Here is a 20501-nt window from a genome sequence, read left to right as displayed (position 1 = left end):
GGTAATGTCAGTTCTAGTTTTTTTCATAGTCATACTATTTGCTTTTTATTTATTTTATAAAACCAAATACTTTCGAACCAGCCGTCCAGTGGAAAAGAAATGGCTCAGTGCCAAATCGAATATAGCACTTGGTCTATTTGTCTTCTTATTTGGCATTAATCATTTATTCTTTATTTCGCAAACGACGGTCACCCTAATTGTCTCAATCATCTTTATTGTGTATGGCGGAATCTTTACTTGGGTTGGGTTTAAAAAGTATAAACATTATCTCCCATATGCCGAAGAAGAAGCAGCCAGTTACAATGCTAAATAAATGATAGCCGCTTATTTTCAAGCGGCTTTTTCATTTTCTAATTTCGATCAATCAGCTGACACATCATCATAGCCTTACCAACTAAGATCCCATCATTAAAGACTTCGACATCGACCTTACCAAATTTACGGCCCACTTCCAGCACTCTCGGATAAATTTCTAAAATACTTTCCATCTGAACAGGCTTTAAAAAGTAAATGGTCATATTCTCAACAACCAAATCACCTTTTTTATAGCTCCGTAATATCCTGTTCGCAGCATCCGAAACAACCGTGGTAAAAACCCCGTAAGAAATCGTACCCAGATGGTTTGTCATTTGGGGAGTAACTTCACAGGTATACACTTCTTCCCCTTTGGCTTTTCCACGCATTAACACCATTTGGTTTGTAACAATATCATCAAGTGTCTCTCCTACTTGCGGCTGACGCTGATTCATCTGTAAGGCTTTTAATACATCCTGCCTGCTAATGATCCCTTCAAGACGATTGGTATCATCAACAACCGGAAGAACTTCAATTCCTTCCCAGACCATCATATGTGCGGTTGATGCCACACTTGTTTTACCAGAAACAGTCATCGGCTGTTTTGTCATAATCTTTTCAATGGTCGTATCAGACTCCTGCCCCATGATATCTTTAGCAGTTACCATCCCCTGAATCTTCATGTTCTGATCTACAACCGGATAACGGCTATGTGTAGTTTCAAGATTAAGAGTATGCCACCTAGAAACCTTATCAGAAGTTTTAAGATAAAAAGTCTCAGTAAGTGGTGTTAAGATATCCTCCACCAGTATAATTTCTTTCTTTATCAACTGGTCATAAATAGCCCGGTTTATCATGGTAGCCACTGTAAACGTATCATAACTTGTTGAAATAATCGGCATTTCTAGACTATCAGCAAGCTTCTTGATATGGTCCTCGGTATCGAATCCTCCGGTTATTAAGACAGCAGCACCAGCTTTCAATGCAAGTTCCTGAGCCTGTGTACGATTTCCGACGATTAACAGATTGTCAGGACCAGTATAGCGCATCATTGCTTCAAGTTTCATGGCACCGATAACAAATTTATTCAGCGTTTTGTGTAAGCCAGTCTTGCCGCCTAAAACCTGACCCTCCACAATATTAACGACTTCTGCAAAAGTAAGCTTTTCAATATTCTCTTTTTTCTTTCGTTCAATCCTAATCGTACCTACACGTTCGATTGTACTTACATAGCCTTTATTTTCAGCTTCCTTGATTGCTCTGTAAGCTGTACCTTCACTAACAGTCATCGCCTTGGCGATTTGCCGTACTGATATTTTTTCCCCAACAGGAAGTTCATCAATATATTGCAAAATCTGTTCATGTTTTGTAGCCAAGACCTTCACCCATTTCTTTAACCCTTTAATTAATAATAAGAATTGATATATTATTTATACCATTAATTTGAATAATAAACCAACACAAAAAGAGCCGTTTTTACAGGCTCCCCTTGTAGTATGGTTATCAATAATAAGAGCGTGATTTTTTGTTAACTCTAAGCTGCTGTCGTTTTTTGGCTGCTGTTTTTGGGCTATATAACATTGCTGTGAGATTTCCCGCAATAACAATTAACGCAAACGCAAGCCATGAAATCGAAAAAATCCCTTCAAGACCTTCTGCTTGTATCGATAGTCTTGGAACAGCAAAATAAAGCATGAATCCACAAAGTAAAAGGCAAAGTAAATATCTGTTTTTTTTCAATTGTTTTCGTCTCCCCTCCATACTAACTGCTTGTATTACTTTATGCATAGAAGGGATAAAAAAGTATTATAATTCTATAAATTCGCCAGGCTCTAGAACTTTCCCATTCTTATTTTCAAGCATTTCAATAAACTGTTTAGGATCCTGCTTAATTGGCGGGAATGTATTGTAATGGATTGGGACAATTGTTCTAGCTCCTAACAAGTTTGCTGCATAGGCTGCATCCTCCGGCCCCATCGTAAAATTATCACCAATTGGCAGGAATGCTAAATCAATCGGATGTCTCTCACCAATAAGTTTCATATCCGAAAATAATGCTGTATCACCAGCATGATAGATTGTTTTTCCTTCTGCCATAAATAGGATACCCGCAGGCATACCGCAATAGATTATTTCATTATTTTCTGTGGTATAGCTTGATCCATGAAATGCTTGTGTTAATTTTACTTTTCCAAAATCAAATTGATGGGCCCCGCCAATATGCATAGCATGCGTATTGACACCCTGCCAGCTTAAGAATGTAGAAATCTCATGATTAGCGATTACTAGTGCATTGTTTCTTTTGGCTAACTCAACGGTATCACCGACGTGATCATTGTGACCATGAGTTAAGATAATGACATCTAAATTTAGATTTTCCACTTTTAAATCCGTTAATTGATTACCATTAATAAATGGATCAATGATGATTCTTTTCCCATCCAATTCAATTTGAACAACCGAATGTCCATGATAAGATATTTTCATCAGCCATCTCCTCCAAAAACTTTATAGTATGTACTTCCATAAAAATTTCTAAAATCCTTCCTCATTTATATCCATAAATAGGGTAAATTAGCACATGCTATAGTAAGATTGTTTACACATGGACATAAAATTGATACCCTCAAATAGGAATTTATAGTTTAGGAGGAGAAAAAAAATGAATCAACGTTTGCACAAGCTTCAAGCATGGATGAAGGAAAATGGGATTGAAGTCAGCTTTATCACCTCTTCTGAAAATGTATATTATTTAAGCGGATTTTTCTCAAATCCACATGAACGTTTACTTGCTCTAGCCGTTTTTCAAGAAGAAGAGCCCTTCCTTGTGTGTCCTGGAATGGAGGTCCATGATGTCAAAAGCTCAGGCTGGAACCAAGAAATTATCGGCTATAGCGATATCGATAACCCATGGGAATTAGTACATACCTCAATCAATAATAGAATCAGTACTGTCCGAACCGTCGCAATTGAAAAAGAACATATGAACGTAGAACGTTATGAGCGTTTGACATCGTTATTTCCAAATGCTGCTTTTACTTCCGCTGAGGAAAAAATGAGAAAACTGCGGATGATTAAAGATGCAAAGGAATTAAAAATTATTGAGGAAGCGTGTGCATTGGCTGATTTTGCTATCGAAGTTGGCTGCAGTGAAATTAAAGAAGGTCGAACAGAATTAGATGTTCTAAACGCAGTTGAATATGCGCTAAAGAAAAAAGGCGTAACAGAAATGTCATTTTCAACCATGGTCCTGACAGGAGCAAACGCTGCGTCCCCTCATGGAAACCCAGGAACCACAAAAATCCAAAAGGGTGATTTAGTCTTATTCGATTTAGGTGTAGTAGTAGACCGTTATTGTTCAGATATTACAAGAACCGTTGCGTATGGTGATATAAATGATAAACAAAAAGAAATATATGATACCGTCCTAAAAGGACAACTTGCTGCTATAGAGGCTAGTAAACCAGGGGTAACTGCTGCTGTGATTGACTTAACAGCGCGAAGAATTATATCAGAAGCAGGCTACGGGGAATACTTCCCGCATCGTCTCGGTCATGGACTTGGAATCAGTGTACACGAGTATCCTTCGATGACAGAAACAAATCAATTGATTATTGAAGAAGGAATGGTTTATACCATCGAACCAGGCATTTATGTACCTGGGGTAGCAGGAGTACGTATTGAGGACGATGTGTTCATTACCACGGATGGAGCTAAGGTTTTGACCAAATTCCCTAAGGAATTACAAATCATTAGGTAGATAATTTAGTTACTTTTACCATTGCACTATTGAGGAAATTGAAGTATTATTCTTATACAAGCTGCGTTGCTCGTAGTGATAATAAAGTTTTAACCTTTAAGCTGTAAAAGGGAGTTTTACTATCGGAGCTATAATGACAAGCCTCTGTCTATACGACATGGAGGACAAGCAGGAAGGCTTCTGCGAACACCCACTTTGAGGAGTGGTGGTTTAAAACTTTCTTATATGAGGTACGGCAAATGCGGCTCTATAATCTATGAAATTCAACTGCCAGCTTCGATTTGAAGCTGGCTTTATTTTTGTGCATATGAAAAGGAAGAGATCAATCTCTTCCTTTTCTACTTATATTACATTTGTCCAAGTAAAGTTCTTGTATCCGAGTAATGCAGACCGTGAGCTTCTGCGACTGCTTCATAAGTTACAAAGCCGCCAAGTGTATTAATCCCCTTAAGCAATGCTTCATTCTCTAGGCAGGCCTGTCTAAAACCTTTATTGGCTATTTGGATGGCGTAAGGTACTGTCACGTTTGTTAAAGCGATGGTGGATGTTCTTGGTACCGCTCCAGGCATATTCGCAACCGCGTAATGAACAACCCCATGTTTAATGTATGTTGGGTTATCGTGTGTAGTTATCCGGTCAGTTGTTTCAAAAATCCCGCCTTGGTCAATTGCAATATCAACTACTACACTTCCAGGGTTCATCGATTGAATCATTTCTTCTGTTACTAGTTTTGGCGCTTTAGCTCCTGGAATTAGTACTGCACCGATAACAACGTCAGAACCCTTTACAGCTTCAGCGATATTATAAGGGTTGGATATCAAGGTTGTAACATCCGAGCCAAAGATATCATCTAACTGCCGGAGGCGTTCTGGATTTAGGTCAATAATCGTAACTTTTGCACCAAGTCCAATTGCCATTTTCGCAGCATTAGTTCCTGCTACACCACCGCCGATAATTGTAACAGACCCTCTTTGCACTCCAGGTACTCCAGAAAGTAAAATTCCTTTTCCGCCATGAACTTTTTCTAGAAATTGTGCTCCAATTTGTGCAGCCATTCTCCCAGCCACTTCACTCATTGGCGTTAATAAAGGTAAGGATCTATTTTGCAGTTGTACTGTCTCATATGCGATACCAACTACCTTATTATCAATTAAAGCCTTTGTTAATTCAGGCTCAGGAGCTAAGTGTAAGTATGTAAATAAAATTAATCCTTCACGGAAATATTGGTATTCATCTGGCAGAGGTTCTTTAACCTTCATCACCATTTCCATTGACCATGCTTCAGAAGCAGTATCTACTATTTTTGCACCGGCAGACACGTAATCTTCATCTGTGAATCCGGAACCTTGCCCTGCTCCTTTTTCAATATAAACTTCGTGTCCAAATTTAAGTATATTAAAAACTCCAGCTGGTGTCATCGCAACACGATTTTCATTATTTTTTATTTCTTTAGGTATACCGATTTGCATCTATTTACCCCCAATAAATACTTTACTTTGAAAACACTTTAATTTTACCAAAAAATTGTAGAAATCCCAAACCTTTTATAAATTGCATTTTTCTTAAAATCATTATTAAGAGCTCTGCGGTCGCAAAGCTCTTTTCATTAGCAATACTTAATACCAAGGGTAGTATGGATACCCGTAATATGGATATGGATAAGGGTATGGGTATGGGTATGGGTACGGATAATAGTATGGTCTTGGACTTAATGCTGCACCTAGTGCTAATCCCCCTAAGAATGGTAAACCAAATCCAAAACCAAATCGGCGACGGCCAAAGCCACCAAAACCAAATCCTGGTCTGCCGAATCCAAAACCAAACCTTTGATCGTTAGGATCAATTGCCCCTATATAATTAGTCATTTCTTGCATTTTAGTTCCTCCTCATTTTTATTCCTTACACATTAAAAGAATATGCAGGCTTAAAATGAGATTCTTGGGTAAATGCCCCGCTATATGAAAATTAATAGACATTTACATAGGAAAACTCGCCTGTGGCGAGCTCTATAAATACCTATTCCACTGTGTTCTGTGCCGTATTCTCGTTAGTCACTTCAAAATCTTGTCCAATAAAGCCACTATTGTATGAGTCTAAGATTTGTTCACTTACCTCATTGGCTCCTTGCTCATTAAATTCAAATGTAAAGGACTTACCTGGATCTCGTTTAGGCATTATTCATTCTCCCTTCGATGTATTTTTACCACTATTATTTTTCGAAAAATTGAAACATCTTACTCCTAGAAAATATTGTATAATTTAGGTGAGGAGGGATTAACATGGGAGGAAGATATGAACATATTTTAGTTGCCATCGACGGTTCAAAAGAATCTGAGTGGGCGCTAGAGAAATCGGTTGAAATTGCTAAAAGAAACGAAGCAAAATTGTTATTAGCACATGTTATCGACACAAGGTCATTTCTGTTAATTGATTCATATGATCCAGATATTGCCGAACGCGCGAACAAACTTGCCATTGATATGCTGGAAAAGTATCAAACCCAAGCCTTGGATGCAGGAGTCACCCATGTCCACTATGAAATCGAATACGGATCTCCGAAAGTGAAGATTCCAAAGGAAATCGCTAAAAAACATGATATTGATTTAATTGTTTGCGGAGCAACTGGTATGAATGCAGTTGAAAGATTCTTGATTGGCAGTGTTTCAGAACATATTACCCGTTACTCCCCATGTGATGTCCTCATTGTCCGTACACAAAAAGCTCTTGAAATAGACTAAATTAAATCGTGAATGCTTTCTCGATGTGTTGTAGAATAAAAGGAATAACTTGTCTTGGAGGCTAACACATGAAAGAACATTTTTCATATGATCAACGGCTCGGTATTTCAATTCCCAATCTAACATTGGAATGGGCACAATATAGCGAGGAAACACAGCAGGAAATCCTATTTCATTGGGAAAAAATTCGAGGTTCCATTCCGGATCGGATTGCAGAACTTGAAAGTACGATTAATCAAAAGCAAGCACAACTTTCGAATGAAAGTAATTTTAAAAAATCATGCGAATTAAACAGTGAGATAGCTGAACTGGCTTCCATCATTAATGATTTATGGCTCTGGTATCGAGCAAATCAAACAGTATCAGAAAAAATGCATAATTGAGTAGGGGCTCCCCGCTGTAGGGAGCTCATTTTATTCTATAAATCTTTTTTTATTTCTCTTACTACATGACCAATCTCAGGAATGATTAACTTATTCATTGCAAGCTTAACTGCCCCTGTAGAGCCTGGAGTAGAAAAGACACCTTTATTCTTTACTACACCGGCAATGGCACGTGAAAGTATAGCTGCTGAGCCAATATCCTCCTGATAACTCAACATCCTGAATAATTCTCCAAATCCAACTATTTCTTTATCTAATAAACTTTGAACAGTTTCAATCGTGACATCGCGCTTTGCTATTCCTGTCCCTCCATTAGTTAGGATGACATCAATATCACCGTGCTCACATCCTTGTAAAATGGCCTCTTTTATAGGAGCTGCTTCATCTCTTACAATTACATAGTCAACAATGGCATGCCCCGCCTGTTCTAGCAATTCTATCATCAGCTTACCACTTTTATCTGTGTCCTTGTTTCTTGTATCACTCACGGTAATGACTTTACAATTTACAATTTTTGGAGCTCCTTCTTTATGTTCCGTTGTACTCATGTTAGATTTCCTCTTTCTGATTAAGATAGCGCAATTGGTAATAGTTATGGGCGAATTCTGTAACTTTTCTTGTTAACTGATAATTAGTCCCTGCCCCAATGGCCATACTAACTAGCGGAATACCTTGAATCAGCTTTTTTCGGAACACCGTAATGACCATCGCTTTAAGTAATTGTTGAATGGGCTGTTCCAGCCAAGTTACATCTGTAATTTCTTCATTTCCTTCATAAAAGTAATGATCACGGCTTGTTTTCATTTCGTCCATCAACACCACCCACCCCTGTTTTTGAAGACGGGGAGGTAATGTAGCGGTATGAAAAACCTTTAAAGAACTCATCATCTCATAGGGTGTATTCACCTCAAAACCATATGTCATGGCAATTAATTGTACCGCCCTCAAATTTATAACGGCCATCGCTGGTATGTCTGTACCCAAAAGAAGCGGTCCACCTGTCCCCGCTAAGCCCCCCTGTGCAAACGAGTATAATCGGTGCCTTGCAATTTGCTGCATGGCTATGTATTGTAACTGATCAATATCTAATTTTTTCAAATCTTCAATTTGGTGCAATTCTTTACGAAACACACGACCTGAAGATAGGATTCTTTCCTTTGCATCCATCTGTATTTGGGAGCCCTGAATCATACCGTGCAAATGGAACAACCAGGTATCAATAACTGAAAAAAATTGATTTTGAACCTTTTCAGGTAATAAAGAGAAAGAACGCTCTAAATATTTTTCATACGTAAGCTGCAGGTCATTGGCCTCGTAATTTAATAATTGCATCTCCCACTCTTTAATTGCATTTAATACCTCTGTTTCCCGGTCAGTTAATGGCATAGGCAATCCCCCTAACTTCCTTATTTCTTTCCAGTATATCACAAAGAAATATACTTAAAAAATGTGAAAAGACAAACCGTCTTTACGACAGTTTGCCTTTATTAAACAATTATTGTGCTAAACGGACAACATCACGTGCAATCATTACTTCTTCATTTGTAGGAATAACGATTACTTTTACAGGTGAATGAGGATAGTTTATAAATCTTTCCTCACCTCTAATTTTATTTAAAGCTGGATCCCAATAAACGCCCATAAATTCTAGACCCTTTAAGACCTTTTCACGTACGACATCACTGTTTTCACCGATACCAGCAGTAAAGATGATCGCATCTACACCAAACATACGTGAAGCATATGAACCAATATATTTATGGATACGATTAGCAAAAACGTCTAACGCCAACTGAGCCCGTTCATTACCTTTACGTGATTCAATTTCAATATCTCTTAAATCACTAGAAAATCCAGAAACACCTAACATTCCACTCTTTTTATTTAATACATCGAGAACTTCTTCTGCAGTCTTATTCGTTTTTTCCATAATAAAAGGAATGAGTGCAGGGTCAATGTTACCTGAACGTGTACCCATAGTTACGCCAGCCAATGGTGTAAAGCCCATTGAGGTATCGATTGATTTTCCACCTTCAATAGCAGCAATACTGGCACCATTTCCCAAATGACAAGAAAGGAGTCTAAGTTGTTCCACTGGACGCCCTAGAAGTTCAGCAGCACGCTGGGAAACATATTTGTGACTTGTCCCATGGAAGCCATATTTACGAATACCGTATTTCTCATAGTATTCATATGGAAGGCTGTAGAGATAAGAACTTTCAGGCATAGTTTGATGGAAAGCTGTATCGAAAACAGCAACAGCTGGAACGTTAGGAAGTACAGCTTGAAACGCTCTAATTCCTGTAACGTTTGCAGGATTATGCAATGGAGCTAATTCTGATAAATCTTCAATTTTCTTAAGAACTTCTTCTGTAATTAGAGCGGAATCATTAAACTCTTCTCCGCCATGCACTACACGGTGGCCAATTCCATCAATCTCATTTAATGATTGAATAATACCTAAAGTAGTAAGCTTATCAAGCAGCATTTTTACCCCAACTTCATGGTCAGGAATATCAATGGTTTCGGTAATTTTTTCACCGTTAACAGAAATAGTAAAGATTGAATCATTTAATCCGATTCTCTCAATAATCCCTTTCGTAATAACATCTTCACTTGGCATTTCAAATAATTGAAATTTCAAGGAAGAACTTCCTGCATTAATCGCAATAATTTTAGACATTTCGTTTACCGCTCCTTTTATAAAACAACATCGGTTCGGGAAGGCAATACTCCGTACAAGGTTATTTTGCGCGAAACCGACATCGTTTATTGCTTCTTCACCTCATTTAATCACTGTATATATTACATTTCAAGGAGGAAATTGGATGGAAACGGTTACCTTTAAAATGAAAATTTATTCACATTATTCTAATTGTTCTTAACCAATAAAAAAGCGATAAAACCGTTACAAATACCGGTTTTATCGCTTATTATCTTGAAACCATTTATCAATTTTTTTCAAGATATTGTCCATCTCTACTGCACTTGATAAGCTTGGAAGATTGGCAAGTAAGGCTTGTTTCGGTGCAGCTATTCCTTCGCCCTTCTTCTGCAGGATTAAGATACTTTTCGCTGCATTTTTATTCTTAAACATACTGATTGGCAGTTGAAGTACCCCTTGAATAATGACTTCTTCTTTAAAGAAATCACGAAGCTGGTGTGCTTGATCACTTTCAAAGAGGCCATTTGGAATGATAAAAAATAAATATCCTCCCGATTTGGTGTGGCGGACACTTTGCTCCATAAATAAATGGTGAGCATAGGAATGACCTTTTTCCGCTTTTAATTTGTAATCTAACGCGCGAACATCATTTGGATAATACCCAACAGGTAAATCAGCAATCACCGCGTCGACGGGGTCAATAAATAATGGTTCGAGACTATCCTGATTAAAAAGCTCAATCGGATGTTCCTGTAAATTTGCATTCACATAGGCGAGTTTAATTAACAAGTCATCAATATCAATACCAATGGATTGTACATTTTTTTGCAATTGATTTAGTACCGTTGTTACTAAATTACCTGTTCCGATGGCAGGATCTAATAATCGGAAGGAAGATTGGGCCATAAACTTATCCACTAGATAACTAATCAGCATTCCCACACTATCAGGTGTCATCTGATGGTTAGGCTGAACATTTTCTTTCATTCCCTTTAAGATTACCAGCTGATACGCTTTACGAATCTCTTCTTTTGTAAAATTGTCTAAATTGATTTCTTTGTATTGTTTATTGAGTCTCTTTTCCGTTATTTCACTTACTTCCTCCTGAAGGATTGAGCCGTGAAATAAATTCTCACCTGTTTCGGCTAATGCCTCTAAATATGTACATGATAGTTCTTCCTGTAAAACAAGAGCTGTTTCATTAAATAGTGTGAAAAGCTGTTCCACTGGAGCGATTTTCATGCTAACACCTCCAAATAAAGAAAAGACCTCATCCAATAGACGAGGCCGTAATCGCCATTAAAAATTACTTTGCGTTTCTAGCTGCTTCAAGTGCTGCTTCATAGTTTGGGTGATTGGTTGCCTCACTTACATATTCCACATACGTAACAGTGTCTGTAGAATCTACAACAAAGACTGCACGAGTTAATAATCTTAACTCTTGAATTGCAACACCGTATGCTTCACCGAAGGAAAGGTCGCGGTGGTCTGATAATGTTTGAACATTTTCAATTCCGTTTGCTCCGCACCAGCGTTTTTGTGCAAATGGCAGGTCAACACTGACAGTTAGGATTTTTACATCACCTAAGCTATTAGCTTCTTCATTAAAACGACGAGTTTCTGCATCACACACGCCAGTATCTAAAGAAGGAACTGCGCTAATTAGACGTACCTGACCTTTTGTATTTTCTAAGGTTACAGGTGATAAATCGTTCGCCAATACACTGAAATTAGGAGCTTTGTCTCCTACCTTTACTTCGTTACCTAGTAATGTTACTGGGTTCCCCTTAAAAGTTACGTTTGCCATTTTAACATCCTCCTTTTTCGTACGAACAAAAGCAAATCCATTTTGCCTTCATTACAATTATGTACAGTGTAAATATATCTTTTCAGAATTCTTTTTGCAATGATTTAAGCTCTTACTTTCACGAAAAAAGTTAACCTCCTTGTTTATGTGGAAGTTAACTTTTTATCCTATATATCAAATTCTTGCTTTTGGGATTCGTTTTGCTTGTATTGCTGCGAACCTTGCTGAGAGCTTTGTTGAGAGCCCTGCTGCTCATTTTTCTTCGAGAACATTTGTTGTATCTTATCCACCGCCTGAGGTGCCAATTCTAAAATCTTCTCATATAGGTGGGTACTTTCATCAAGATGAAGCATTTTTACACCTTTTGAGTTTACAATTAGGAAAGCAATTGGAGTTATCGAGACTCCGCCACCGCTACCTCCGCCAAATGGAAGCTTTGAAGGAGAACCTTTACCTTCTTCTTGTCCTTTTGATTGTGACCCGTCTAGTTTAAATTCACTTCCACCAGCGGCAAATCCAAAGCCCACTTTGGAGACGGTAAGAATAACACTTCCGTCAGGAGTTTCAACAGGATCACCAATAATCGTATTAACGTCAATCATTTCTTTTAAACTTTCCATCGCAGTCGTCATTAAACCTTGAATTGGATGTTCAGACATAGCTGTTTCCTCCTCTTTTACACGGGTTTAGTTTTTTCCTTTGAACAGGCAGTTTCCATTTTGAGATTTGGGCGTCCGCCCTTCCAAAATTTAATTAGTTTTAATCCTGCTAAAATAGCATACCCGATACGAAACTGAAAAATACATGTGATATGGGTTTGGATAATAGCCAATTGAAAATGGGGTGTGATTGATAGTACCGGCATTTCCTTCAGCCTCAAAAAGTGACTGAGCATCCCCATAATACTTCCCTTAAGTGTCCAAAGTGCACCCGTTATGATCGCTGTATGTGCAGCATCACCTACCCCCACTAACGAATGCCATTCAAAATGTTTGATTACTATTTTTTTCATAAATTTCTTTACGATGATATTGACATTAACCACATGCTGGAAGATTTCTTTTGCGTTAGTAAAATTTGATATGATACCATCTTTTGTGATTTGCGCTTCCTTTGTCGGGGACTGTTTTTCACTTGAATCCCCCATTTTTGTATTGCCCTTCACGACAATGCTTGGGGAGTCATCATCAATTTTGACAAGGGGTACATTCATTGTGTATCGAATTAAGCCAAACCAGATTCTAAACTGTATTTTCAATTCATCGTTATCATTATGATGAAAATAATTAAGGCGAATCGTTAGTTTCGAAAAAATGATTAGTAGAATGAATAAAATGATAATAATGAGTGCTATAACCAGCCAATTCATTTTTTCACACCCTTTCAGCCTATTAGTATCACCTTAAGAGAAAAAAATAAACCCGCCAACAAGCGTTGGCGGGTCAAAAATTATCGTTCTACATGGATAACGGAAGTGTCTGTAAATAGGTCATGAAGACCTTGTTTCTTTGGTAAAAAAGCAACGACAATATAGCCTACAACGATTGTTGCCGAGATAAATCGACCAATCCATTCACGAAAAAGGATTGTTCCCCAGGATAATTTTTCACTTGTCAAATCAACCACTCTTAATCCGAATACCATTTTTCCAAGAGTCTGATGAAAGTACTTTGTCATTAACACAAAATATAAATAAAATATGATTGCTGAAGCGATTGAAATAGGAGCAAACATATTAAATTCTACTAATGGAATCTCCAAGATTCGAAATAGAGGATTAATGATTAATCTCTCTATGCTCCCTATAACAATCAAATCGAGCAGGTATGCCCAAAATCGCATCCAAAAACCAGCAAAACGAATGGAGGAAGTATTGGGTTCCTTAATTGTCATTGAATTAGCAAATTCCTCTTGATTTTCAATTTCCATCTAGTTACCCCCCTACTCTGCATATAAGTACATTAGACGTGGAGAATTAGGCCTTGATAATATTTCCATAATTCCGGTCATATCATTTTCGGTACCGATTAATTTCTGAACCTTTAAATTCAATAGAGAACCGAAACCTAATGCCTCCGTGTAACGGACAACCTTAGCGTCTTTAAGCTTTTCGTCATTCTTCATTTGTTGTATTACATCATCTAGATATCCAAAGCCATCTATCAAATTTAACTCTTTGGCTTGTCTTCCATCGTAAATTCTTCCATCTGCAATCTGTTTTACTTGGTCCGTGGTCATCTTCCTTCCCTCTGAAATCACCTTCACGAACCCTTCGTAGGAATTGTCAATCATACGTTGGAGAATTTGCCGTTCGTCTTCTGTCATTTGGCGAGTTGGGCTCATGATGTCTTTATATTGGCCGCTTTTGATCGTCACAAAATCTACGCCATACTTCTCAGCCAATCCTTCATAATTAATTCCTTGCATGATGACTCCAAGAGAACCTGTCATCGTTTCTTCACTTGCAAAAATCTTTTTGGCTGCAGCTGAAATATAATAGCCTCCAGAAGCAGCCATCGAGCCCATTGAAACATAGAGCGGCTTCTTTGTTTCCTTTTGAATTTCAACTAATTTATCATGAATTTCAGCACTTTCCACTACACCGCCACCGGGAGAGTTAACCTTAAGTATAATCCCCTTTACGGTATCATCTTCTTTTATGTACTCTAATTTTTTCATAAATCCTTGGTGATTATATCCAGCGGATTGAAAAAAAGATTCAGCACTGTTTGTATCTTGTATAACGCCATCAACGTCGAGTACGGCAATCTTTTTCATTTCATTTCCTTCCTGGACAACTTCCTCGGTGAAAGGCAGCTCTGTCGTAGCTAAGAGCTCACTTAAATCGGTTTCTACCCCTTTAAAAGCAAAGGCAGATAAAAAGTTAATCCCGACAGATACAAAAAATAATGCCGCAGCAATACCAAGGGCTGCCCATCGTTTCCCATTCATGCGTTAGACTCCTCCTTTAATTCTTATGAATTTTCCCTTACATAATTTAATATTGTTTCAAAATAATGCTAAAATTAAAGCAGACTTCCTAAGTTTAACAAAAATAAAAAGTTCCATGGGAATTTTTCTCAAAATTAATAATTAAAATTTGGAGGGCAATATGGGAGATAGACGTAATATCTACTTTTATCATCATTTAGAAAAAGACATGCTGAAGAGGATAGGGAATTTAGATGATTCCGCAAAGCAATATGGTTTAACAATTGTAAATGATCACCGTGATGCCAATATTATTGCGAGCATCGGTGATGATGGTACTTTCCTTCAAGCAGTAAGGAAAACAGGTTTTCGTGATGATGTCCTTTATTGTGGGATCACAACAAAGGATAGTTTAAGTATGTATTGTGATTTCAAAATTAATGATTCCTCTAAAATGGTTGAAGCCGTTTCTAAGGTTGAGGCTGTTACGAATGAAGATTTAAAGGTACGGCGTTATCCGATTATTGAAGTCATGGTCGATGGACAAGGGATATTTCCATGCCTCAATGAGTTTAGTATTCGCTCTTCCATCATTAGAACGCTAGAATTAGATGTTTTTATTGATGAATTACATTTTGAAACCTTCCGTGGAGATGGATTGATTGTTGCTACACCAACAGGAAGTACGGCTTACAATAAATCTGTTAATGGTGCGGTCGTTGACCCCTTAATCCCCTGCATGCAGGTCAGCGAGGTTGCTTCCATTAATAACAATAAGTATCGTACATTAGGAGCTCCCTTTGTGATAGGCGGCAAACGCTCTCTAACTCTTAAAATTATTTCGGAAGGCAATGAGCACCCTACAATGGGCTTAGACAATGAGGCATTAAGCATTCGTCATGTGGATAAAATTCAAATTAGACTCAGTGATAAGAAAATTAAAACTCTAAAGCTAAAAGATAATTCCTTTTGGGAAAAGGTTAAAAGAACTTTTCTATAATAGCTAAGCTGTGTTAAAAGTGGCCTGTTGATTTGCGCTCCACTAAGGAATGCTTCTTGGAATTAGCATCGCAGGGACAGGCGGTCTTTGCCTGTTCCCGAGGTACTTCGCTTTCCGCAGGCGTTGCGGTGAGCCTCCTCGGCGCATGCGCCTGCGGGGTCTCACCTGCTCCGTACTCCTGCAGGACATTGAATTTCTTCCTCGAATTTGCCCACGCACGAAGAAAATGCGATAGCATTTTCGAGGAGTCTTCGTGCCTTCCGCGCAAATCAACAGGGTGCAACTATTAAATTTTGCTTTAACACAGCTAATAACAAAAAGGCTGTCTAAAATGGACAGCCTTTTTTCAGCACTATTGTTTGATAGATTGCAGTTCTTGCTGGCGGAGTTCAATTCGTCGAATTTTCCCTGAAGTGGTTTTTGGCAGTTCAGATAAATATTCGATTTTCCTTGGATATTTATATGGAGCTGTAAGTGTTTTAACATGCTCTTGAAGTGTCTTTGTTAATTCTGGGTCATTTGCATCGACATCGTCTTTTAAGACAACAAAAGCCTTTACAATAAAACCGCGAATTTCATCAGGGCTTGCCACTACCGCACATTCTTTAACAAATGGATGTTTTACCAGTGCATCCTCTACTTCAAAAGGTCCAATTGTATAGCCTGAGCTGATAATGATATCATCACTGCGGCCTTCAAACCAAAAGTATCCATCTTCATCCCTTTTTGCTTTATCCCCGGTAATATAGTAATCACCACGGAATTGCATAGCGGTTCTTTCCGGGTCCTTATAATAATTTTTAAACAATGCCGGCGTTTCAACATGTACGGCAATATCCCCAACTTCACCGACAGGACAGACTTGGCCTTCCTCATTTATAATTTCCACTCGATTGCCCGGAGTTGGTTTGCCCATTGAACCAGATTTCAACTCCATTCCTTTTGTTACGCCAACCAACAAGGTATTTTCAGTTTGTCCATAGCCGTCACGGACATCAACATTAAAATGTCTTTTGAAAGTATCGATAACCTCTCGATTAAGCGGCTCCCCGGCGGAAACAGCACTATGAAGGCTAGGTAATTTAAAATCATCAAGGTTTTCTACCTTCGCCATTAACCGATATTCGGTGGGTGTACAACATAGAACATTTACAGAATATTTTTCTAAGAGGCTCAAGTATTTTTGTGGTTCAAACTTACCATTATATACTAATCCCGTTCCGCCTGAACCAAGTACAGATAAAAATGGACTCCAGATCCACTTTTGCCAGCCAGGAGCCGCAGTTGCCCATACTGTATCACCGTCTTCTATACAAAGCCACTTTGGTGCTGCAGTTTTTAAATGAGCAAATGCCCATCCATGTGTATGTACAACACCTTTCGGATTACCGGTTGTTCCTGAGGTATAGGATAAAAAAGCCATATCATCGCGAAGGGTTTCAGCAAATTCAAATTCCTGCGATGCCGCCTTCATTTCTTCTTCTAAAAAAATCCAGCCTTCTTGCTTTTCGCCGACTGAAAACTTTAACAGTGGTTGTGGACTAGTAATATTTTCAAATTGATCCACATAAGGAAAATAGCTGATTATAGCTTTAACATCACCATGTGAAATTCTATATTGAAGATCCTTCTCTCGCAGCATTTCTGAACTTGGAATAACAACTAGACCGGCTTTTAATGCAGCTAAATATACAACATAAGCTTCAATAAGTCTTGGTATTATTACTAAGACTACATCGCCTTTTTTTAAACCATTTTGTATGAAAACATTTCCCGCTTGATTAACTTTTTTTATTAATTCTTCATATGTAACCTGTTTTGTTTCCCCTGCTTCATTTTCCCATTTTAATGCTAATCTGTTGGGATCTTTTGCAAATCGTTCTACTTCCGATACAAGATTATACTTTTCTGGTGCAATTAATTCTTCGCGGTTCATGTTTCTCCCCCTCATTCCAGATATATACATCATCACAAGACTTATTATACTAAATTATTCAAAAATTTAAAATTATTATACTGAAAAAAAGTAAAGAAAAAGAGAGTGGGAAAAATCCCACTCTCTGTAGCCATCGTATTCATTTGTTATCGTGAAAATCCGCTTAATTGAGACTCAGCCATTGATACTAAACGCTTAGTGATTTCACCACCAACAGATCCGTTAGCACGTGAAGTAGTGTCTGCACCAAGGTTTACACCAAATTCTTGAGCAATTTCATATTTCATTTGTTGAAGAGCTTGCTCTACACCAGGTACAAGTAATTGATTTGAGTTGTTGTTATTAGCCATGTGATATCACCTCCTTGTGAGTATAGAATGTGTAGAATCACATGGCTATATACTTTTTTAGAATTGGTAATTGTTCACAAATATTTCACAAATTTCATGTTAAAGGCTGTGTACGTAGTCTGCTAATGATTTCCGCTTCAGGCACTTCGCTTTCCGCAGGCGTTGCGGTGAGCCTCCTCGGCGCTAAAGCGCCTGTGGGGTCTCACCTGCTCCGTACTCCTGCAGGAGTCTTCGTGCCTTCCACACCAATCAACAAGTATGATTATACAGCCTTAAAATAAATCATCAAATTCAGAAGGTTGTTCTTTGCTGTCTGGTCTGATTGTGAGCATTTCTGTGTTTTCTACTGCTTCTTGGATTAGTGGTTCGTAGTCGAAGAAGCTTTCGTAGTGCTGTACTTTTTCTTTTTTTGGTTTTGTTTTTGGTGATGATGGAACGAATATAGTGCAGCAGTCCTCGAAAGGTCTTATTGAGATATCATAGGTATCAATATCTTTGGCGATTTTTATAATATCATTTTTATCCATAGTGAGCAAAGGCCTCAGAATTGGAGTATTGGTAACATCATTAATCGCATACATACTCTCTAATGTTTGACTTGCCACCTGACCAAGATTATCTCCCGTAATAATCGCAAGACCTTCCTGTTTTCTTCTAATCTCATCCGTTATTCGAAGCATAAATCTTCTTGTCGTTGTCATAGAGTAATTTTCAGGAATTTGTTCTTTTATCGATTGTTGAATAGCCGTAAACGGAACGATATGAAGTTTCATCGAACCAAATATTTCAGCTAGTTTCTTTGCCAGGTCAATTACTTTTTCCTTTGATCTTTCACTTGTATACGGTGGACTGAAAAAATGTACAGCCTCAATTTCCACTCCGCGTTTCATTGTCAAATACCCGGCCACCGGACTATCGATTCCTCCAGACAGCATCAACATCGCCTTACCACTTGAGCCAACCGGCAGTCCCCCAGCTCCTAGGATGTTCTCACAAGACATGTAGATAGCCTCGCTAAGAACCTCAATTTTCAAGTTAATATCAGGATTTTTCACATCTACCTTAATGCCTGGAATATTTTCAAGAATATACCCGCCAAATGTATGATTGATGCCACTTGTATCTAATTCAAATGTTTTATCAGAACGTTTGGGAGAGATTTTAAAGGTTTGTCCTTCTTTGTACAGGCTTTTTACTAAAGAAAGAGCAGCCTCCTTCATCTGGTCAAGATCTTTTTCAACCCTTATCGCTGGACTAAGGGATTGGATACCAAAAATATTTTTCAATGACTTGATGATTTCATCAACGTTTTCACCATTTACGAGCACGTACATCCTGTCACGCTCAGCCCGGATTTTTATCTTCGGAAAGGAAGCCAATGCAATTCGAACACTCTTTCTTAACTTGTCTACAAATTTCTTTCTATTTCTGCCTTTGGTAGAGATTTCACCATAGCGAATCAATATTCGATCATAATTCATGTAATTTCATAACCTTTCTTAGTTGTTTTGCGCCTTTTTCGATTGCCTTAATTACCATTCGTGCCTCATCCTCCGTATTATCGTAGGACAAGCTTATTCTAAATGCACTGTCAGCCAAATCATCAGGTACACCCATTGCTAAAAGTGTCTGACTTGGTAATTGTTTCTTAGAAGAACAGGCACTTGTTGTCGACAGATAGATTCCTGTTTGCTCTAGAGTGTGGATTAAAACCTCTGCTTTTACTCCCTTGATAGAAAAATTGAGAATATGTGGGGCAGTATTTTCCAAAGGCGTATTGATGGTAAGGTCATCTATCCTGGCTAACCCTTCTCGCAAAAGGGATTTCACCCGTTTCATTTTTTCAATTCCTAATTCGCCTTTCACCATCGTCATTCTTAGAGCCTTAGCCATTGCGACAGCTCCTGCCACATTTTCCGTTCCACTTCTGACTTTCCATTCTTGATTTCCGCCTGAGAGCAGTGGACCCAATCTAGTACCTTCTCTTATAAAGAGCGCACCAGTCCCCTTTAATCCATGAAACTTATGCGCCGAAAATGAGCATAAATCCACTCCATCTTCCGTTAAGTTTAAATGAACCTTTCCGACAGCTTGTACAGCGTCTACATGAAAGAGAATGGTTGGATATTGCCTCAAGAGCTTGCCAATTTCTGCAATTGGCTGAATTGTTCCTACCTCATTATTTACATGCATAACTGAAACAAGTATTGTATCTTTTCTTATAGAAGCTTTGACATCCTCTACCATTACTCTTCCATATTGATCAACCGGCAAATAGGTAATGTCAAAACCTAACTTTTGTAACTGTTCCATTGCTCCACGGACAGAAGGATGTTCAACACTGGATAAAATTAAGTGTTTCCCTTTGTTCTTATGCATCATTGCTGTCCCTTTAATGGCCAAATTATTACTTTCGGTACCCCCAGAAGTAAAATAAATCTCTGTTGGTTTTACAGATAAGAGGTTAGCCACTTGTGTCCGTGCCTGTGTGAGAAGTTTTTCAGCTTGCAGTCCTAGTCCATGCAGGGATGAAGGATTGCCAAAAAATTCACTTGAGACCTTCACAAATGAGTCTAAAACCTCATTATATGGTCTTGTCGTTGCACTATTATCAAAATAAATCATCTTTTTAACACC

At 38.2% G+C, this 20501-nt stretch carries 24 protein-coding genes and 1 other RNA gene; 6 read left to right on the top strand and 19 right to left on the bottom strand.

All coding sequences use genetic code 11. From position 1 onward, the window contains the following. The first annotated feature begins 4 nt into the window (after nucleotides 1-4). Nucleotides 5-313, top strand: a complete 309-nt coding sequence (locus F4694_RS21760) for a YtpI family protein (RefSeq protein WP_179601830.1) — start codon at nucleotides 5-7, stop codon at nucleotides 311-313. A 37-nt stretch (nucleotides 314-350) separates the two neighbouring features. On the opposite strand, the gene F4694_RS21755 is transcribed toward F4694_RS21760, so the two are convergent. From F4694_RS21755 to F4694_RS21745, 3 genes are all read right to left on the bottom strand, one after another. After that, complete coding sequence (locus F4694_RS21755) at nucleotides 351-1670, bottom strand: CBS domain-containing protein (protein WP_179601828.1); 1320 nt, start codon at nucleotides 1668-1670, stop codon at nucleotides 351-353. A 127-nt stretch (nucleotides 1671-1797) separates the two neighbouring features. After that, entirely contained in the window at nucleotides 1798-2034 is a 237-nt protein-coding gene (locus F4694_RS21750) for a hypothetical protein (RefSeq protein WP_179601826.1), read from the bottom strand. 66 nt (nucleotides 2035-2100) lie between these two features. Beyond that, the gene (locus F4694_RS21745) at nucleotides 2101-2781 is read right to left on the bottom strand and encodes a metal-dependent hydrolase (RefSeq protein WP_179601824.1); all 681 of its coding nucleotides are present in this window, start codon (nucleotides 2779-2781) and stop codon (nucleotides 2101-2103) included. Between the two features lie 175 nt (nucleotides 2782-2956). On the opposite strand from F4694_RS21745, the gene F4694_RS21740 reads away from it, so the two are divergent. Continuing rightward, nucleotides 2957-4054 carry a M24 family metallopeptidase gene (locus F4694_RS21740; protein WP_179601822.1) on the top strand — a complete coding sequence of 366 codons (1098 nt, stop codon included), beginning with the start codon at nucleotides 2957-2959 and terminating at the stop codon, nucleotides 4052-4054. 55 nt (nucleotides 4055-4109) lie between these two features. Beyond that, a non-coding RNA gene (gene ssrS, locus F4694_RS21735) (6S RNA) lies at nucleotides 4110-4306 on the top strand. 95 nt (nucleotides 4307-4401) lie between these two features. Here ssrS and ald read toward each other — a convergent pair. The 3 genes from ald to F4694_RS21720 form a co-directional block, all read right to left on the bottom strand. Then, complete coding sequence (gene ald, locus F4694_RS21730) at nucleotides 4402-5523, bottom strand: alanine dehydrogenase (protein WP_179601820.1); 1122 nt, start codon at nucleotides 5521-5523, stop codon at nucleotides 4402-4404. A gap of 147 nt (nucleotides 5524-5670) precedes the next feature. Then, nucleotides 5671-5928, bottom strand: coding sequence for a hypothetical protein (locus tag F4694_RS21725; protein ID WP_179601818.1), 258 nt, complete (start codon nucleotides 5926-5928; stop codon nucleotides 5671-5673). A gap of 142 nt (nucleotides 5929-6070) precedes the next feature. Further along, on the bottom strand, nucleotides 6071-6229 hold the full coding sequence (locus F4694_RS21720) for a hypothetical protein (protein ID WP_179601816.1): 159 nt from the start codon (nucleotides 6227-6229) through the stop codon (nucleotides 6071-6073). Between the two features lie 104 nt (nucleotides 6230-6333). Between F4694_RS21720 and F4694_RS21715 the strand changes: the two genes are divergently transcribed. Together F4694_RS21715 and F4694_RS21710 are read left to right on the top strand one after the other, a co-directional pair. Beyond that, the gene (locus F4694_RS21715) at nucleotides 6334-6792 is read left to right on the top strand and encodes a universal stress protein (RefSeq protein WP_179601814.1); all 459 of its coding nucleotides are present in this window, start codon (nucleotides 6334-6336) and stop codon (nucleotides 6790-6792) included. Nucleotides 6793-6860: 68 nt separating this feature from the next. After that, nucleotides 6861-7175 carry a hypothetical protein gene (locus F4694_RS21710; RefSeq protein ID WP_179601812.1) on the top strand — a complete coding sequence of 105 codons (315 nt, stop codon included), beginning with the start codon at nucleotides 6861-6863 and terminating at the stop codon, nucleotides 7173-7175. Between the two features lie 35 nt (nucleotides 7176-7210). Here F4694_RS21710 and F4694_RS21705 read toward each other — a convergent pair whose 3' ends face one another. The 9 genes from F4694_RS21705 to sppA all read right to left on the bottom strand — a co-directional run bounded on the left by F4694_RS21705 (nucleotide 7211) and on the right by sppA (nucleotide 14599). After that, nucleotides 7211-7723 (bottom strand): MogA/MoaB family molybdenum cofactor biosynthesis protein, encoded by a 513-nt coding sequence (locus tag F4694_RS21705; protein WP_179601810.1) that lies wholly within the window; start codon nucleotides 7721-7723, stop codon nucleotides 7211-7213. Nucleotide 7724: 1 nt separating this feature from the next. After that, on the bottom strand, nucleotides 7725-8561 hold the full coding sequence (locus F4694_RS21700) for an EcsC family protein (protein ID WP_179601808.1): 837 nt from the start codon (nucleotides 8559-8561) through the stop codon (nucleotides 7725-7727). Nucleotides 8562-8670: 109 nt separating this feature from the next. Continuing rightward, nucleotides 8671-9858, bottom strand: coding sequence for an acetate kinase (locus tag F4694_RS21695; RefSeq protein WP_179601806.1), 1188 nt, complete (start codon nucleotides 9856-9858; stop codon nucleotides 8671-8673). Nucleotides 9859-10098: 240 nt separating this feature from the next. After that, complete coding sequence (locus F4694_RS21690) at nucleotides 10099-11082, bottom strand: class I SAM-dependent methyltransferase (RefSeq protein ID WP_179601804.1); 984 nt, start codon at nucleotides 11080-11082, stop codon at nucleotides 10099-10101. Nucleotides 11083-11146: 64 nt separating this feature from the next. Then, a complete protein-coding gene (gene tpx, locus F4694_RS21685) occupies nucleotides 11147-11647 on the bottom strand; it encodes a thiol peroxidase (protein ID WP_179601803.1) in 501 nt (166 codons plus the stop codon). 167 nt (nucleotides 11648-11814) lie between these two features. Continuing rightward, nucleotides 11815-12306, bottom strand: a complete 492-nt coding sequence (gene ytfJ, locus F4694_RS21680; protein ID WP_179601801.1) for a GerW family sporulation protein — start codon at nucleotides 12304-12306, stop codon at nucleotides 11815-11817. Between the two features lie 17 nt (nucleotides 12307-12323). Continuing rightward, nucleotides 12324-13016, bottom strand: a complete 693-nt coding sequence (locus F4694_RS21675; protein WP_179601799.1) for a DUF2953 domain-containing protein — start codon at nucleotides 13014-13016, stop codon at nucleotides 12324-12326. Nucleotides 13017-13096: 80 nt separating this feature from the next. After that, nucleotides 13097-13540, bottom strand: coding sequence for an RDD family protein (locus tag F4694_RS21670; protein ID WP_257029347.1), 444 nt, complete (start codon nucleotides 13538-13540; stop codon nucleotides 13097-13099). A 48-nt stretch (nucleotides 13541-13588) separates the two neighbouring features. Next, nucleotides 13589-14599 (bottom strand): signal peptide peptidase SppA, encoded by a 1011-nt coding sequence (gene sppA, locus F4694_RS21665; protein WP_179601795.1) that lies wholly within the window; start codon nucleotides 14597-14599, stop codon nucleotides 13589-13591. Between the two features lie 160 nt (nucleotides 14600-14759). On the opposite strand from sppA, the gene F4694_RS21660 reads away from it, so the two are divergent. Next, entirely contained in the window at nucleotides 14760-15578 is an 819-nt protein-coding gene (locus F4694_RS21660) for an NAD kinase (RefSeq protein ID WP_179601793.1), read from the top strand. A gap of 352 nt (nucleotides 15579-15930) precedes the next feature. Here F4694_RS21660 and mbcS read toward each other — a convergent pair whose 3' ends face one another. The 4 genes from mbcS to F4694_RS21640 form a co-directional block, all read right to left on the bottom strand. Continuing rightward, a complete protein-coding gene (mbcS, locus tag F4694_RS21655) occupies nucleotides 15931-17514 on the bottom strand; it encodes an acyl-CoA synthetase MbcS (protein WP_179601791.1) in 1584 nt (527 codons plus the stop codon). A gap of 146 nt (nucleotides 17515-17660) precedes the next feature. Continuing rightward, on the bottom strand, nucleotides 17661-17864 hold the full coding sequence (locus F4694_RS21650; RefSeq protein ID WP_179601789.1) for an alpha/beta-type small acid-soluble spore protein: 204 nt from the start codon (nucleotides 17862-17864) through the stop codon (nucleotides 17661-17663). 272 nt (nucleotides 17865-18136) lie between these two features. Beyond that, nucleotides 18137-19345 (bottom strand): tRNA uracil 4-sulfurtransferase ThiI, encoded by a 1209-nt coding sequence (gene thiI / locus F4694_RS21645; RefSeq protein ID WP_179601787.1) that lies wholly within the window; start codon nucleotides 19343-19345, stop codon nucleotides 18137-18139. Continuing rightward, nucleotides 19335-20489: a cysteine desulfurase family protein gene (locus tag F4694_RS21640; RefSeq protein ID WP_179601785.1), complete on the bottom strand. Its 1155-nt coding sequence runs from the start codon at nucleotides 20487-20489 to the stop codon at nucleotides 19335-19337. The genes thiI and F4694_RS21640 overlap by 11 nt, the downstream gene beginning before the upstream one ends. Nucleotides 20490-20501: the final 12 nt, after the last annotated feature.

Origin of the sequence: Neobacillus driksii (genome assembly GCF_013409995.1) — a bacterium.
GTDB lineage: Bacteria > Bacillota > Bacilli > Bacillales > Cytobacillaceae > Neobacillus > Neobacillus driksii.
Note: the sequence above shows the minus strand (reverse complement) of the source record. Positions and strands in the feature narration are given on the sequence as shown.